This window comes from Proteus genomosp. 4 str. ATCC 51469 (genome assembly GCF_003144375.1).
In the GTDB taxonomy this organism is placed as follows: domain Bacteria; phylum Pseudomonadota; class Gammaproteobacteria; order Enterobacterales; family Enterobacteriaceae; genus Proteus.
Map to the genome: position 1 here is coordinate 126,532 of NZ_PENV01000002.1, position 14,388 is coordinate 140,919.

Here is a 14,388-nt window from a genome sequence, read left to right on the forward strand (position 1 = left end):
ATCCACAGTCATGCTATTGTGGATGGTCTATTTTTTGCCATTTTACTAGGCTATTGCTGTATGAATACTGCTATGACGTTACCTATTCGTCTAAAAGGTCAGTTAATTACTTTTGCTCAAGGAATATTGACATTAGTACTCACGATTTTTGGACTTCTTGTAATTACTTTCACGCTTTCTGCTCTTTCCCCTGTTGATCCTGTTCTGCAAATTGTTGGTGATCATGCGAGCCTCGAAACCTATAACCAAGTCAAACATGAATTGGGGCTGGATTTACCTCTCTATATGCAGTTTTTTCACTATGTAGAAGCGTTATTACAAGGGCATTTGGGAACAGCGACATCAACGGGTCAACCCGTTCTTGATGATTTATTGTCGACTTTCCCCGCCACTTTAGAGTTAGCAACAGTTGCATTGATTATTGGTACCAGTTTAGGCATTTTATTTGGTGTATTATGTGCTCGTTTTGTCGGTACACCTCTCGATTTTGTTTTACGCATTTTGACGCTATTAGGTAGCTCTGTTCCTATTTTCTGGCTAGGTTTAATTTTGTTATTAATTTTCTATGCCACACTGCAATGGACAGCAGGCCCTGGACGATTAGACGATATTTATCAATTTACGATTGAACCTGTAACAGGCTTTGCGTTAATCGATACCTTATTAGCGGGTGATAAAGATGCCTTTTTTAACGCGCTATCACACCTTATTTTGCCCGTTTCTCTGTTAGCTTATTTTGCCCTTGCCTCTATTACTCGTTTAACTCGTTCTGCCTGTTTAAACGAAATGAATAAAGAGTACGTCACCTTAGCAAGAGCAAAAGGTATTGGTGAGTTACGTATTCTTTTTTATCACGTATTACCTAATATTCGTGGTGTATTACTGACCATAATCGCCCTGTCTTATACTGGTATGTTAGAAGGTGCGGTATTAACAGAAACGGTCTTTTCTTGGCCGGGAATTGGTCGATATCTTACAACTGCACTTTTTGCGGGTGATACCACAGCCATTATGGGCGGTACTTTAATTATCGGTTTATGCTTTGTCTTTATTAATAATATGACCGATATCGTTATTCGTTTGACTGATCCGAGGCTCCGCTAATGTCACCTTCATTTTTAAGAAAAATAGCGCGTTCGCCTTCCGCATTTATCGGTTTATCGTTGCTTATTTTACTGTTGATTATTGCTATTTTTGCACCTTGGTTAGCCCCTTACGATCCAAATTGGCAACATGCAGCCCAACGCTTATTAGCACCCAACGCTGAACACTGGTTAGGTACAGATAATTATGGGCGAGATATCCTTTCCCGTATTATTTATGGCACACGCCCAATGCTAGGTTTGGTGGGATTGGTGGCTATTATCACCTTACCATTAGGGTTGTTGATCGGGATTTTATCGGGTTATTACGGTGGATGGACTGAACGTATTTTAATGCGATTCACTGACGTTGTGATGTCAATGCCTTCATTGATCCTAGCTTTTGCCTTTGTTGCAATGTTAGGCCCTGGTCTTCTTAATGGAGCATTAGCACTGGCTTTAACAGCATGGCCTGCTTATGCACGACAATCTCGCAGTGAAATTCAGCATTTACGCAATAGTGATTACCTTGCAGCGGCTGAAATGATGGGTATAAAAGGTGTTCGACTTTTATGGGGACATATTTTACCTCTATGCTTACCATCAGCCATTGTGCGTTTAGCCCTTAATTTGGCAGTGATTATTCTTGCTGCCGCAGGTCTAGGTTTTCTTGGATTAGGTGCTCGCCCTCCTATGGCTGAATGGGGAGCAATGATAGCAGAAGGTATGCCCGTTATTTTTGACCAATGGTGGGTAGCCGCTATTCCGGGTACAGCAATTTTGATCAGTAGTCTCGCCTTTAATTTATTAGGTGATGGGCTTCGAGATATATTGGGAGATACCCATGAATAAAACACCTTTAATTGAAGTAAAAAAACTCTGCATTGATTATCCAACGGCAAGAGTGGTTAATAACGTCTCTTTCACTTTAGGCCAAGAGCGTTTGGCCGTGGTGGGTGAATCAGGCTCTGGAAAATCAATGACAGCCCGCGCATTAATGGGACTTGTACGTCAACCAGGAAAAGTTAGCGCAGTGCAACTCAATTTAATGGGAAATAATCTATTGAATTTTTCATCGCGCCAATGGAATAACACTCGAGGTAATACTATTTCGATGGTATTGCAAGATCCCCGTTACGCATTAAATCCAGTAAAAACCATTTATCAGCAAGTGGAAGAAACAGTAAAACGCCATCAAACACTTTCACGCCAAGATAGGCGTCAATTGATTATCGAAATGCTGTTGTCTGTTGGCTTTCCTGAGCAGAGTATTTACCGCTATCCCGGTGAATTGTCAGGAGGAATGGGACAACGGGCAATGATTGCTATTGCACTAATTAATAACCCAACAATTTTAATTGCCGATGAACCAACATCAGCCCTTGATGCCCAATTACGCCATCAAATTCTTGAACTGATTACCACTCAATGTGAGCAGCGTAAGATGGGTCTACTACTCATTAGCCATGATTTGCCTCTCGTTGCTGAATATTGTGAACGTGTCATGGTGATGTACCAAGGCGAACAAGTGGATGAACTCAATGCGAAAGCATTACCGACAGCCACACATCCTTATACGCGTACACTTTGGACATGTAGACCTAATGCAAGCACTTATGGCACACAATTGCCAGTATTAGATAGGACGCTTAATTTCAAGGGGCAGCATCATGCTAATTAATATTCATGATTTACATGTTCAATTTGAACAAGGCAAACAAGCAAAGCATGTTGTAAAAGGGATCAACTTACATGTCCAACAAGGTGAAACCTTTAGCTTGATAGGTCGTTCTGGTTGTGGAAAATCGACTGTTTTACGTGTCATTGCTGGATTATTGCCCCATTGGCAAGGTGACATGTCACTTTTAGGGCAAACCATTAAACCACAACAACGTTTTCAAGGCGCATTGCGCCGTAATGTGCAGATGGTATTTCAAGATCCCTATGCCTCTTTACATCCCCAACACCGTATTGAACGTGCTTTTTCTGAGCCTTTAAAAATTCATCAAATTTCTTTTGATAACAGCACAATTGAACAGGCATTAGCTCAAGTCGGTTTATCTGCAGATGTGGCAAGTCGTTATCCTCATCAACTCTCTGGCGGGCAACGCCAACGAGTTGCCATTGCAAGAGCCCTTTTGCTACAACCTCAATTGTTATTATTAGATGAACCAACTTCAGCATTGGATATGTCAGTACAAGCCGAGATCTTAAATCTGCTTAATACTCTAAAAAAACAGCATAATATGACTTATTTATTAGTGAGTCATGATGCCGATGTGATTGCTCATATGTCTGATAGAGCCGCATTAATGGAAAATGGCGAATTGACCCAACACTATGATAGAGATGCGTTATCAAAAGGAATTCATCGTCTTGATTAACATAGAAGAGGTGATGCAATAAAAAATCGCAGTATTCAAAGAAATACTGCGATTTTTAAAAATGCGACTGTGTTGACGATATTTAAACTAATAAGCCCGGAAAAATAGAACGCAAACCGGTCACAATAAACTCAATACCTAAGGACATTAATAATAATCCCATTATACGGGTTACCACGTTAATTCCCGTTTGTCCTAAGTATTTCACTAATAGTGTTGCACTACGAAAAAGCAACCAACAGCAAAATGCAAAAAAGATACTGGTTGCAGCTAATCCTAAAAAGTTAGTAAAACCTTCCCAGCGAGAACTCCACACAATACAAGAACTAATTGCCCCAGGCCCTGCCATTAATGGTAACGCAAGAGGCACAACAGCAACACTATTACGTACGGCAGATTCGTTTCGTTCTTGATTATTTTGTTTATCTTCCCCTAAACGCCCATTTATCATGGTCATGGCAATTGTAACAATCAGCATCCCTCCTGCTATACGAAACGAGTCGATAGAAATACCGAAAATACTCAGTATAGAATCACCGATTAACAGAGATGAAACCAAAATAATTGCAACGGAGCCATTTGCAATTAAGTTTGTTCTGTTTCGCCCCGCATCCGTTTGATAACTCGTCATACTAATAAAAACAGGCAAAATACCAATTGGGTTTACAATCGCAAAAAGACCCACAAAAAACTTAATATAACCGGATAAATCCAGCAGTGACCCCATGAAAAGCCCCTTCTTGGCTAATAAACATGCGAATTATTCTATAAAAGATAGAGTAACTCTAAAAAATCCGCGTTACTTTAAATCAATAAACCAGTTAATTCTATTAGTTAACAAGTTTTTACCTAAAATATTCTCTTGCAAACTGATAAAAACCTAGTGGTTTAATTTTATATCGAAATATTGGGTACGACAAAAAAATCGTTGATGATTTTTTACATATGATTCTTATTCTCATTTAATACCTTGCTGAAAGGTGTCAGCTTATCAATTTTGTGATATAAATCACGTTAATTAATTAGAAAGATGGTAAGCTGTTATCATTCGAAAAAAGAGAGTAACAATAAAAATATATTTATGTTTATTGTTGTTTTTTTTAAGTTTTTTAAGCAAATTAGGGCCTCTAATTATTATTACTGAAATAAGTACGATGTCATCTATCTAGACTATTCTTATTAATGATGATCAAAACGGCTAATTTGCTTAAAAAATTTAACATTTTATCAGGAGTCTCTTTATGTCTGTAACTAACGTTACTGAACTCAATGATTTGGTTGCTCGTGTAAAAAAAGCTCAACGTGAATTTGCTAACTTCTCTCAAGAACAAGTTGATGCAATTTTCCGCGCTGCTGCATTAGCTGCCGCTGACGCCCGTATTCCTCTGGCAAAATTGGCTGTGAAAGAATCTGGCATGGGTATCGTTGAAGATAAAGTAATTAAAAACCACTTTGCTTCCGAATATATCTACAATGCATATAAAGATGAAAAAACCTGTGGGATCTTATCTGAAGATCTGACTTACGGCACAATGACTATCGCTGAACCGATTGGTATCATTTGCGGTATCGTACCGACCACTAACCCAACTTCTACTGCGATTTTTAAAGCATTAATTAGCTTAAAAACACGTAACGGTATTATTTTCTCGCCACACCCACGCGCTAAAGAAGCAACAAATCGCGCTGCAGAAATCGTTTTAAATGCAGCTATCGCTGCGGGTGCGCCAAAAGACATTATTGGTTGGATTGATGAGCCATCAGTCGCCCTCTCTAACGCATTAATGCACCATGAAGATATCAACCTGATCTTAGCAACAGGTGGTCCAGGCATGGTTAAAGCAGCATATAGTTCAGGTAAACCTGCTATCGGTGTCGGTGCGGGTAATACACCAGTTGTTATTGATGACTCAGCAGATATCAAACGTGCTGTAGCATCAATCTTAATGTCTAAAACCTTCGATAACGGCGTAATTTGTGCGTCAGAACAATCTGTTATCGTTGTTGATAGCATCTATAAACAAGTTCGTGAGCGTTTCTCAACTCACGGCGGTTATATGCTAACAGGCAAAGAATTAAAAGCTGTTCAAGATATCATCTTAAAAGACGGTAACTTAAATGCGGCTATCGTAGGTCAGCCAGCAACAAAAATTGCTGAAATGGCTGGCATTGAAGTGCCTGTAAACACCAAAATTTTAATTGGTGAAGTAAAAGAAACAACTGAAGCAGAACCATTTGCTCACGAGAAATTATCTCCACTATTAGCAATGTACCACGCTCAAACTTTTGAAGATGCGGTACATAAAGCAGAAAAATTAGTTGAAATGGGTGGTATCGGTCATACATCTTGCTTATATACAGACCAAGATAATTGCCCTGAACATGTTGCCTATTTTGGCGATAAAATGAAAACATCTCGTATCTTAATCAATACTCCAGCATCTCAAGGTGGTATTGGTGACTTATACAACTTTAAACTTGCTCCTTCTCTAACCTTAGGTTGTGGTTCATGGGGTGGTAACTCCATTTCAGAAAACGTAGGGCCAAAACACCTTATCAACACTAAAACCGTGGCGAAAAGAGCAGAAAATATGTTGTGGCATAAACTTCCTAAATCTATTTACTTCCGCCGTGGCTGTTTACCTATCGCACTGGAAGAAATTGCGAGTGACGGTAAAAAACGCGCCTTTATCGTAACCGACGGTTTCTTATTCAATAACGGTTATGTCGATGAAGTAACTCGTGTACTGAAAAAATTTGGTGTTGAAACAGAAGTCTTCTTTGAAGTTGAAGCCGATCCAACATTGAGTGTTGTGCGTAAAGGCGCAGAACAAATGAACAGCTTTAAACCTGACGTGATCATCGCATTAGGTGGTGGTTCACCAATGGATGCTGCAAAAATCATGTGGGTTATGTATGAGCACCCAGAAACTCATTTCGAAGAATTAGCACTACGCTTTATGGATATCCGTAAACGTATTTACAAATTCCCAAAAATGGGTGTGAAAGCACAAATGGTTGCTATCACCACAACATCGGGTACTGGCTCTGAAGTAACACCTTTTGCGGTAGTAACTGATGACGAAACTGGTCAAAAATACCCATTAGCAGACTATGCATTAACACCTGATATGGCTATTGTTGATGCAAACCTTGTTATGAATATGCCTAAATCACTGTGTGCATTTGGTGGTTTAGACGCCGTGACTCACGCATTAGAAGCTTATGTTTCTGTATTAGCGAACGAATATTCTGATGGGCAAGCACTGCAAGCATTGAAACTGCTGAAAGAATATCTGCCAGCAAGTTATCATGAAGGTGCTAAAAACCCAGTTGCTCGTGAACGTGTTCATAATGCGGCAACTATTGCTGGTATTGCTTTTGCAAACGCATTCTTGGGTGTTTGTCACTCAATGGCGCATAAATTAGGCTCTGAATTCCATATTCCTCATGGTTTAGCTAATGCGTTATTAATTTCAAACGTTATTCGTTATAACGCAAATGACAACCCAACAAAACAGACTGCATTTAGCCAATACGACCGCCCTCAAGCTCGTCGTCGCTATGCAGAAATTGCTGACCACTTAGAGCTTTCAGCACCGGGTGATCGTACTGCAGCTAAGATTGAAAAATTATTAGCATGGTTAGAAGAAATGAAATCTTCATTAGGTATTCCATCTTCTATTCGTGAAGCAGGCGTCCAAGAAAGTGATTTCTTAGCAAGAATTGATAAGTTATCTGAAGATGCATTTGATGATCAGTGTACTGGTGCTAACCCACGTTACCCACTGATCTCTGAACTGAAACAACTATTATTAGATTCTTACTACGGTCGTGAATTTAATGAACATCCTGTTGTGGAAGTAAAGGAAGAATCAAAACCAGCTAAAAAAAGCAGTAAAAAATAATCGAAACACTCTGTGTTAGTCAGATCCTCAAATTCGATTATTTATTGTTAATAAAAATCTGCTAATGAAGTGCCCTTATAAATTTGGGCACTTTTAATAAAACGGCTTGTAGGGCCTGATTTCGATATTCAATCGGGATCAGGCCTTTTAATTTTGTTTCACCACTGATCGTGGCTTAGCGATTTTTTAACCACAAAATATAAGTAGTTACCCTTACCCAACATCTATTATTTTTTTATTAAGAATGAGGTTTTGAATGTTTAAGCCTATATGGCTTTAAATGAAGTGCTAAGCCATTTTCTTTTTCATCCACCCCTTTGCATTAGCCATCCGAAAAAAAGCCGCCTGTGTAGATTACAGCGCTTGTCTAACTCCTCACCTTCTCCATTAGTTAGCATAATAATTTTATTTTAAACTAATTATCTTTATCGGATGGATCTAAAAAGATATTTTAAAACCAAGACCACCATTTTTTCGTCTACTGTGAGTTTTATTCTCATTAGACAAAAGAAGAAAGATGAACATTTCGATCCATTTAGCTTTTAAATAACGTTCAAAATATATTGATATAAAATATTCCCACATCAACGTTATTAATAACATTCACTTTATAAAGCACATAATTTCAATAAAATATTATCAAAATACTGTATGCGTATTGATAAAGTAATAACCTGACAAAAGGTCGCTATTTGTACACTTAACGGTTTGACTTACTCCTTTAGGAGTATAAAAAATGCAGTTCCTTTCTTGTATTAAAATCCATAGAGTGAGATCTTTTATTTATTAGATAATGATTCAGATGAACCAATAAGTGCCATCAATGAGATTCGATATAAATGTTTCATTATGTTAGGTATAGATAATAGAAATAGATTTATAGCCCATTATGACTAACTTTATTCAATTTTATTAAACTATGAATAATATTAGTATATCAAATGTTTTTACGTCTTATCATTTGTAAAAAACAATGTCAGCATCACAAAATAGACACCCTACGTATATTTGATTATGTTTTTTTTGATTAATGATAATGAAATCTATGAAATGAATAAATTTTCTCTTAAAAAAAGAATGTTTCTTTACATAAGGACACCAGAATGGCCAATTTTTGATATAAAAAAAGCCAATAAATTGGCTAAATTTAAAAAATAGATAAACATTTTTTAGTATTAAGTAATATAAGCTTTTATTTGGATACTTATTTTAATCCCTCTTTCATCATTATAAATACGCAAAAGAGGGAAAAGAAAAAGGTTACTCTTGTTCGATACTCCCTTTTAGCGTTGCCTGAGTATAATGCTTACGGCAAACTGAAACATATTTTTCATTTCCGCCAATTTCAACTTGAGCACCATCGCTCAGCACATTTCCTTTATCATCTAAGCGTAATACTTTATTTGCTTTTCTACCGCAGTAACACACTGTTTTAAGCTCTACTAACTTATCTGCCCACGCTAATAAATAAGCACTACCTGTAAATAACTCACCTCTAAAATCTGTTCTTAAACCATAAGTAAGAACTGGAATATCATAGGTGTCCGTTATTTCGCAAAGTTGTTCTACATGAGCCTTACTTAAAAATTGGCATTCATCAATTAATACACAATGAATAGGTTGTTTGTTATGCTCAGCAACAATAACATCACGAATATTCATATCATCACTGAAGAGCAATGCATCAGCACTTAAGCCAATTCTTGAACTAATTTTTCCCTTTGCAAAGCGTGTATCAATAGCCGCTGTAAAAATCAATGTACGCATTCCTCGCTCATTATAGTTATAAGAGGATTGCAATAAAGATGTTGATTTTCCAGCATTCATAGCTGAATAATAAAAGTAAAGCTGAGCCATCAGCTCTCTCCTTAAATAGTGTTTATTTTCACGGGCGACAGTCTAACATAAACAGTCTGCAAGTTATCAATAACAAGTATTTATTACCTTTATTTCTATTCTAGATATACCATTCAAAGATGAGAGTCATTGTTAATGCTAATTTTTGCCTAAAAAATAAATAGCTTTAATAAGTACTTAACAAATTAAAACACGCCTTGATATACGTTTATTAAAGTATGAAAGTTAACCCCAACTCATTTTTAGAAAAAAGTCCGTTATTATAAAAAAATGAACAAAGCTTTCTATTCTTTTACATTAGCGCTATCATCAGTTAAAAGATGCATTTCCTTACTCATATTTCCTTTATTGACTAAAGATACCTCAACATTTATTATTTTTTTCGTTGAGATAATAGTTTAAAAAAAAGAAATTTTACGTAAGGTTTGTATTTAGGTATTGCAGAAATTTAAATAGCAATCTATTATTAGTATTACATCAGCCAACAACATTTATTTGAGACCAGGAAAATGAGCGAATCTTTAAAAATATTAAATAACATCCGTACTCTCCGCGCACAAGCAAGAGAAACTTCTTTAGAAACTTTAGAAGAAATGCTGGAAAAGCTCGAAGTTGTCGTTAATGAGCGTCGTGAAGAATTCTCATTAGAAAAAGCAGCTGAAGAAGAGCGTGTTCAGAAATTACAAAAATACCGTGAAATGTTAGAAGAAGCCGGTATTGACCCAACAGACTTACTTGAAGCAAGTGCTGTTAATAAAACTGGCCGTGCTAAACGTGCAGCTCGCCCAGCTAAATATTCTTACGTTGATGAAAATGGTGAAACTAAAACTTGGACAGGCCAAGGTCGTACACCAGCTGTAATCAAACGTGCAATTGACGAAGAAGGCAAATCATTAGAAGATTTCCTTATCTAATTTAAGTCAATATTCTATTTGAAATACCCTTTTAATTATTTAAAAGGGTATTTTCTTGTTTACCCCTGATATTAAACAAGCGTTTAATTTTAATATGTGCTGATGTTGTTTGTATATAAGGTTGGGAAACAAAAATAGAGAATGTGAAAATCACATTATTGACTTTTATTTATAATAGAAAAGGAGCTTTTATAGCTCCTTTTTTTATTCGTTTCTATTAGGCCAACAACTTTAGTTTTTATAATAACTTAAATACCAATCAACAAACTGTTTTACACCGTATTCTACATTTGTATTTGGTGAGAAGCCGGTAGTCTGAGATAAATCTTGGCAATCGGCGCAGGTAGAAAGGACATCACCATCTTGCATCGGCATTAAATTTAGTTTCGCTTTAATATTTAATGATTTTTCAATTGCTTTAATAAAATCCATTAGTTTTGTTGGTTGCCCATTACCTACATTATAGATTTTATAAGGTGCAGAACTAGACGATGTCTCGCCCTTTTCTACTGTCCAGCTTTCATCCGCTTTAGGAACAATATCAATTAAACGAACAACTGACTCTACGATATCAGCGACATAAGTGAAATCGCGTGTCATATTTCCGCCGTTATAAACATCAATAGGTTCACCAGCAAGCATTGCTTTTGTGAATTTAAATAATGCCATATCTGGGCGACCCCAAGGACCATATACAGTAAAGAATCGTAATCCAGTTGTGGGTAATTGATATAAATGCGAATAACTATGAGACATTAGCTCATTGGCTTTTTTAGTTGCTGCATATAATGAAACTGGATGATCAACACTATCTTCCGTTGAGAACGGTTGCTTTTGATTTAAACCATATACAGAGCTTGAAGAGGAATAGATAAGATGCCCTACTTTATTGTGGCGACATCCTTCTAATATATTAATATGACCGACAATATTTGCATCAATATAGGCCATTGGATTTTCAATTGAATAGCGTACTCCAGGCTGAGCCGCTAGATGAATAACACGATCAAACTGATGAGTTACAAATAATTGAGCCACTTTTGCTGAATCAACGATATCAACTTTCTCAAATTGAAACTTTTCTAACTGTTGTAATTTAGCTAATCGAGCTTCTTTTAAGCGTACATCATAATAATCATTAAGATTATCTATTCCAACAACATGATAGCCCATTTCAATTAAACGCTGACTTAAATGAGAGCCAATAAACCCCGCAGCACCTGTTACTAATATTTTCATATTATCACTCAAATAACCCAATTAATTATTATTCACGTCAACGTTATCATGCTTAATATCACCTTGATTAAACATCATAACGCTTAACATTATCATACTTTACAAAAATCAGTATGGCTCAATACATGATTGCATTGAGCCATACCTTAATCTCTTGTGATCACTTTATCTAGCATTTCTCACAAAATCATCTGTCTATAAAATACAATGTATTCGCAAGAACCATACAATAAAAGCTACCATACAAAATGATTATCATTCAGAGTCATTTCACTCTACTTTTAATGATTTTAACCATTGTGCGAAATCTTCACCAAACTCTTCGTGCTGTATACCATATTCTACGAATGCTTTCATATACCCTAATTTATTACCACAATCGTGGCTTTTCCCTTGTAGGTGATAAGCCTCAACGGCTTCTTTTTCAATCAGCATCGCAATCGCATCAGTTAACTGAATTTCATCACCCGCACCTGGCGCTGTTTTTGCCAATAATGGCCAAATACTTTCAGATAACACATAACGGCCCACGATAGATAAATTTGAAGGTGCTTCTTCTTTCTTCGGTTTTTCGACAACACGAGTAATTGGTTTGCTATCACCTGGGCATAATTGTTCTCCCATGCAATCAACAATACCATAGTTAGAAACTTCATCTTCGGGTACTGGTTCAACTAAAATTTGGCTTGCCCCAGAGCGCTCAAAATGGGAAAGCATCTCTTTCAGGTTAACTTTGGTTAAATCTGCGCTGTATCTATCTAAAATAACATCGGGCAAAATAACAGCAAAAGGCTCATCACCAATTAAAGGTTTTGCACATAAAATAGCGTGACCTAATCCTTTTGCGATCCCTTGACGAGTTTGCATGATAGTGACATGGCTTGGGCAAATACCTTGTACTTCTTCTAATAGCTGACGTTTAACTCGTTTTTCTAAAATAGCTTCTAATTCAAAGCTGGTATCAAAATGGTTTTCAATGGAGTTTTTAGAAGAATGTGTGACAAGGACAATTTCATTAATACCTGCTGCAATACATTCATTAACCACATATTGAATAAGTGGTTTATCAACCACAGGCAACATCTCTTTCGGAATTGCCTTAGTTGCAGGTAACATTCTTGTACCTAATCCAGCAACAGGGATCACCGCTTTTCTAACTTTACGCACTGCTGATGACATTATACTTCTCCTGCAATTCGTACCGTTCTATTTTCAAATATGAATGGGTACATAAAAAAATAATCGCCAGAGTATACCAGCTAATATCTAAGGATAAACAGAGCCCTACCGCTTAATTGAGATAGTTCTTCATTTATGTTTAATATATGCACGATATTCTGTATTTATTTAATCTAAATTTAACTTTTATAGATAGGGGAAAACATTAATTTAATCTGATTCGTATTATCCCAAATTTTACATTGCCAATTTGTTCCTTCACATTTTATTTGGTTAATATATAAAAGTTGCAAAGTACCTAAAGGAACACCGCTATTCAATTCGAATTTTTTACTCTCTGTTTTTATTTCAGCTCGTAATCCAGCTGATGCCAATAATATATTTTTTTTCTGTGTATGATAATACCCTAAAGTGATAGGAAACTGCCCTTTTACACCTATTTCATTTAGCATTTTATTAAGTTTATTCAACATGTTATACATGCTTGGAAGGGAGCGATTTTTTTCTGACGATTTTAATACATCATTAAATACAACTCGTAAGAGTAAAGCGACCAAAAGCCCATTTTCGTCATCCCGTGATATATCAACACAATAAAAAATAATTTGATCTTCTGATAAGGCGGCAATATCAAATAACAATCCCATTTTAGCAATATCATTTAACTGACGATAATTAACACAATATCCCGCTACAACTTGTTTAACCTGAGGTTGCATCTGTTTTATGAACGACTGAATATAATGAGTATCTTTTCGCAAGCTATTCCAAAGAGGTTCTAAATGTATACCTTCTATTAATACTGATTCAAAAAAACCTGGGCATAATACTTCAATAACTTTTTGTTTTAATTTATCGAGATGTGTTATTGGCTTAAGAAAAATTTCTTGTGCCCCTAAGCGCAACATATCATCTACTTCAGACATATTATCTGTACATGAAATAGCAATAACAGGAATAGCAAGTTTACGTTGTTCAAGGTGACATAAAAACGTAGGGCCATTCATAACCGGCATACGAATATCACATAAAATAAGATCTGGTAATAATCCCTTATCTAATAAAGATAATGCTTGGCTACCATTATCGGTTGTATAGACACACGCTTTTTCATGTGAGAAATATTCCGTCAGCATAGTGCGAAAAACAACCTCATCATCAATTATCAAGATTTTTTTACCCACTAAGGCTTTATTCATTGGTTACTCCAGTAACTATCGTTTCACATGCTGATAAATTAGCGATACATTACTAGTTTAGTTCAACATTGACGTTAATTATTCTCAATCATTACTTTTTTCAATCTATGGGAAATCGTCATACTAATAACGTGAGTTAGGACATTATTTTGTCGAATTTATGCCCCTGTAATAGCCAATTATTCTACTCTGATTGCTGTGAGCCTTACCATTCGGGGCAAAAAAACGCCCCAACAGCAGAAGCATTAATGCGTTCGCGTTATAGCGCGTTCGTTAAACATAATGCTGATTACTTAATAAAGACGTGGCACCCCTCTTGCCGTGTTGCATCCTTGCACGATGAATTAACTTCAGGCTTTCCAAATACGCAATGGCTTGGACTCAATATTATCTCATTGCAAGCGAGCACAAATAAAAATGAGGCATACGTTGAATTCTCGGCTTGCTTTATTGAAAGAAATGCCGATGATAAACAGTACTTACATGAACGCTCTCGTTTTCTAAAAATAGATGGCTGTTGGTTTTATATTGACGGTGTGAAACCGAAAGTGGGACGAAACGATCCCTGCCCTTGTGGTTCAGGGCGTAAATACAAAAAATGTTGTGAAAATAACATCAAATAATTG

12 protein-coding genes are annotated in these 14,388 nt (G+C 36.4%); 7 read left to right on the forward strand and 5 right to left on the reverse strand.

Annotation, left to right across the window (positions count from 1 at the left end):
* Window positions 1-60: 60 nt before the first annotated feature.
* From DK866_RS02765 to DK866_RS02780, 4 genes are read left to right on the forward strand one after another with little or no spacing between them, the layout of a single operon-like run.
* Window positions 61-1,104, forward strand: a complete 1,044-nt coding sequence (locus DK866_RS02765) for an ABC transporter permease (protein ID WP_109407645.1) — start codon at window positions 61-63, stop codon at window positions 1,102-1,104.
* On the forward strand, window positions 1,104-1,934 hold the full coding sequence (locus DK866_RS02770; protein ID WP_109407646.1) for an ABC transporter permease: 831 nt from the start codon (window positions 1,104-1,106) through the stop codon (window positions 1,932-1,934). Before DK866_RS02765 ends, DK866_RS02770 begins: the two co-directional genes overlap by 1 nt.
* Window positions 1,927-2,763 (forward strand): ABC transporter ATP-binding protein, encoded by an 837-nt coding sequence (locus DK866_RS02775; protein ID WP_109407647.1) that lies wholly within the window; start codon window positions 1,927-1,929, stop codon window positions 2,761-2,763. Before DK866_RS02770 ends, DK866_RS02775 begins: the two co-directional genes overlap by 8 nt.
* Entirely contained in the window at window positions 2,753-3,466 is a 714-nt protein-coding gene (locus DK866_RS02780; RefSeq protein ID WP_109407648.1) for an ABC transporter ATP-binding protein, read from the forward strand. Before DK866_RS02775 ends, DK866_RS02780 begins: the two co-directional genes overlap by 11 nt.
* A gap of 82 nt (window positions 3,467-3,548) precedes the next feature.
* On the opposite strand, the gene DK866_RS02785 is transcribed toward DK866_RS02780, so the two are convergent.
* Window positions 3,549-4,193 (reverse strand): YchE family NAAT transporter, encoded by a 645-nt coding sequence (locus DK866_RS02785; protein ID WP_109407649.1) that lies wholly within the window; start codon window positions 4,191-4,193, stop codon window positions 3,549-3,551.
* 514 nt (window positions 4,194-4,707) lie between these two features.
* On the opposite strand from DK866_RS02785, the gene adhE reads away from it, so the two are divergent.
* Window positions 4,708-7,374: a bifunctional acetaldehyde-CoA/alcohol dehydrogenase gene (gene adhE, locus DK866_RS02790; protein WP_109407650.1), complete on the forward strand. Its 2,667-nt coding sequence runs from the start codon at window positions 4,708-4,710 to the stop codon at window positions 7,372-7,374.
* 1,260 nt (window positions 7,375-8,634) lie between these two features.
* On the opposite strand, the gene DK866_RS02795 is transcribed toward adhE, so the two are convergent.
* Window positions 8,635-9,231 (reverse strand): thymidine kinase, encoded by a 597-nt coding sequence (locus tag DK866_RS02795; RefSeq protein ID WP_072068301.1) that lies wholly within the window; start codon window positions 9,229-9,231, stop codon window positions 8,635-8,637.
* 509 nt (window positions 9,232-9,740) lie between these two features.
* Between DK866_RS02795 and hns the strand changes: the two genes are divergently transcribed.
* On the forward strand, window positions 9,741-10,145 hold the full coding sequence (hns, locus tag DK866_RS02800) for a histone-like nucleoid-structuring protein H-NS (RefSeq protein ID WP_072068302.1): 405 nt from the start codon (window positions 9,741-9,743) through the stop codon (window positions 10,143-10,145).
* A 231-nt stretch (window positions 10,146-10,376) separates the two neighbouring features.
* On the opposite strand, the gene DK866_RS02805 is transcribed toward hns, so the two are convergent.
* From DK866_RS02805 to rssB, 3 genes are all read right to left on the reverse strand, one after another.
* A complete protein-coding gene (locus DK866_RS02805) occupies window positions 10,377-11,384 on the reverse strand; it encodes an NAD-dependent epimerase (protein ID WP_109407651.1) in 1,008 nt (335 codons plus the stop codon).
* 270 nt (window positions 11,385-11,654) lie between these two features.
* Window positions 11,655-12,563, reverse strand: coding sequence for a UTP--glucose-1-phosphate uridylyltransferase GalU (gene galU, locus DK866_RS02810; protein ID WP_109407652.1), 909 nt, complete (start codon window positions 12,561-12,563; stop codon window positions 11,655-11,657).
* Window positions 12,564-12,742: 179 nt separating this feature from the next.
* Entirely contained in the window at window positions 12,743-13,762 is a 1,020-nt protein-coding gene (gene rssB / locus DK866_RS02815; protein WP_109407653.1) for a two-component system response regulator RssB, read from the reverse strand.
* A 149-nt stretch (window positions 13,763-13,911) separates the two neighbouring features.
* Between rssB and DK866_RS02820 the strand changes: the two genes are divergently transcribed.
* Window positions 13,912-14,385 carry a YchJ family protein gene (locus tag DK866_RS02820; protein WP_109407654.1) on the forward strand — a complete coding sequence of 158 codons (474 nt, stop codon included), beginning with the start codon at window positions 13,912-13,914 and terminating at the stop codon, window positions 14,383-14,385.
* Window positions 14,386-14,388 lie beyond the last annotated feature (3 nt).